Below are 2,312 nucleotides of genomic sequence, written 5' to 3'. Positions count from 1 at the left end.
GTGCAGCGACAGCCGGAACAGCTTTACGAGCCGATTGTCGTGCAGTTAGAACCTCAAGTTTACCGCCTGTTAGACGTACATCAAGTATTAGTAGCTTTATCTCAAATTCACCAACAAGCTACTTGGTATATTAGCGAACTTTATTACAATTTATCTGTCACGCAATCCGAGTTAGAAGCAGCCAATTCTCAATTAACAGCAGCTAATTTAGAATTGTACCGTCTCGCTCACTCAGATGGTTTAACTCAGGTGGCAAACCGACGCTGTTTTAATGAATACTTAGACAAAGAATGGCAAAGATTGGGAGAAGCAGCAGCAGAAATATCCTTAATTTTATGCGATATTGACTTTTTCAAGAAATACAACGATACTTACGGACATCAGGCGGGAGATGCTTGTTTGCAACAGGTAGCCAAAACTATTGTTGAGGCGGTAAAATTCTCAGCGGGGGAAGTTTTGCGGGAGACGCTGGTGGCCCGTTACGGAGGTGAAGAATTTGCGGTAATTTTGCCTAGAACTTCATCCGAAATGGCTGTCACGATTGCAGAGCAAATTCGAGTCAGGGTGAAAAAACTTAAAATTGAAAATATTAAATCGCCGCTGTCTGCTTGTGTTACACTGAGTTTGGGAGTGGCGAGTACGGTGCCTCAACCGGAGATTTCAAAAAAAGATTTGATTGCAGCAGCAGACAGTTCGCTTTATGAAGCTAAAGACGGAGGGCGCGATCGAGTAATTTTAGGTAATATCAAATTAGATAAGTAGAAGAGGTTGAGTTCAGGAACTTTTGGCTTATGGAATTGCAGGAATGGCAAAACTTGAGCGACGAAAAAAAAAATCGCTACTCACAGGAATTAGCAGCACATCTGCCACAGTCAGTAATTTTTAAAGGTTTGCGATTTTACCCTGATGGTGGCAGCGAACTCTCTATTGCCATTTTCGAGTATGGAGGAGCTTTATTTTCTCTGATGCCAGGGGGTGAGGTTCAAATTGGATGCGAAGTCGGCAACTTTCGCCCGACAGACGAGCAAATTGAATCATTTCAAGATACTGCCGAGGTGTATGAGATCGATCGAGATATATACTCTTACGTCCAAAGCGTCACTACACCTCCTCGAAAGGTGACATTTTCGCCGATGCTTGTAGAAACTAAACCAACAAAAATCGGTCTTGAGGCAATTAGTTCGGAGTCACTTAAAATCCAGAATTTATTAAAAGAGTTTCCAGACAGGCAGAGGAGGATATGTAACGATAGATACGGATTCGATCGTGCTGAGGATGGCTCGATTGAGGCTTGGCAAATTACGAGCAAAACGCATGAAGAACTCGCGACTGAATTGGCGACTGAAGGACTGCGCTTGCTAACTTTCGACGAATGGGAGTATGCTTGCGGTGCCGGAAGTACCACTCTATTTCGCTGGGGAGACTTAAATCCTAGCGATTGCTACCCAACTGACAAGGCAGCCGACTGGAAACTCCACTTGCAGCCCAACCTTTTCGGACTCCACATCGCTCAAAATCCTTACGATGGCGAGGTAATTAGCGACAAACATACAGTCCGAGGCGGAGACGGCGGATGCTCCATTTGCGGTGGACTTGGCTCTTTTTTTGGTTGGTTGCCACTAGCAACTGCCTACTGGGAACCCGATGCACTTGAGTGGTTGGATGAAGACATTAGGGGAAACCTCATGCGCCGCATAATTCCATTACCCTAACGCTGATTCTGGCTTTTTCTTCCCTATTCTTCCTTCGTGTCCTTCGCGTCTTCGCGGTTCAATCATACTAATTCTTCCTGCCCAAAAGTAGATATTTGCAACCGATCGTCCCAGTTTACAAAGTCTCGCACCAAGCACGCTCAGCCGTCCAGTGCCTGTCCGAAGATTCATAAATCCTCACACCTTCCAATCCTGCAGTTTCCATCATTGTCTGTATTTCAGCCAGAGTAAAAGCCGCGTGCAGCGAATCGCTGAATAACTGTTTTTGATGCGAGTTGCAATCTCCCGCATACATCTCAACTAAATTATCCCTGATTGCTTCATCTTCAGGCCTGAACAAATCCCGCAAAAATATTGCTCCATTCGGTTTTAAGACTCGCCGAACTTCGCGCAAAAACGGCAGCGGATCGGGCAAATGGTGGATAATGCTGTTAGAAATCACCATATCAAAATAACTGTCTGGATACGGCATAGCTTTAGCATCAACTAATTCTAGATTAATTTGCGATCGCACATTCGCCTCAGACACATTCTCCAGTCCTAATTGCAGCATATTTGCCGACATATCGATGCAAGTCAACTCCCAAGCAGGGCGGATTC

The 2,312-nt window shown here is 45.0% G+C and carries 3 protein-coding genes; 2 read left to right on the top strand and 1 reads right to left on the bottom strand.

Annotated elements, in window-relative coordinates:
• Together WBA89_RS25370 and WBA89_RS25365 are read left to right on the top strand one after the other, a co-directional pair.
• On the top strand, positions 1-762 hold a 762-nt coding region (locus WBA89_RS25370; protein ID WP_424410321.1), incomplete at its 5' end, for a diguanylate cyclase.
• Positions 763-791: 29 nt separating this feature from the next.
• Entirely contained in the window at positions 792-1,712 is a 921-nt protein-coding gene (locus tag WBA89_RS25365; protein ID WP_424410320.1) for a hypothetical protein, read from the top strand.
• Positions 1,713-1,827: 115 nt separating this feature from the next.
• Here WBA89_RS25365 and WBA89_RS25360 read toward each other — a convergent pair.
• Positions 1,828-2,312: class I SAM-dependent methyltransferase (locus WBA89_RS25360; protein ID WP_424410318.1), on the bottom strand; the 485-nt coding region annotated here is incomplete at its 5' end.

It is taken from the genome of Microcoleus sp. (genome assembly GCF_049646505.1).
Classification (GTDB): Bacteria; Cyanobacteriota; Cyanobacteriia; order Cyanobacteriales; family Microcoleaceae; genus Microcoleus.
Note: the sequence above shows the minus strand (reverse complement) of the source record. Positions and strands in the feature narration are given on the sequence as shown.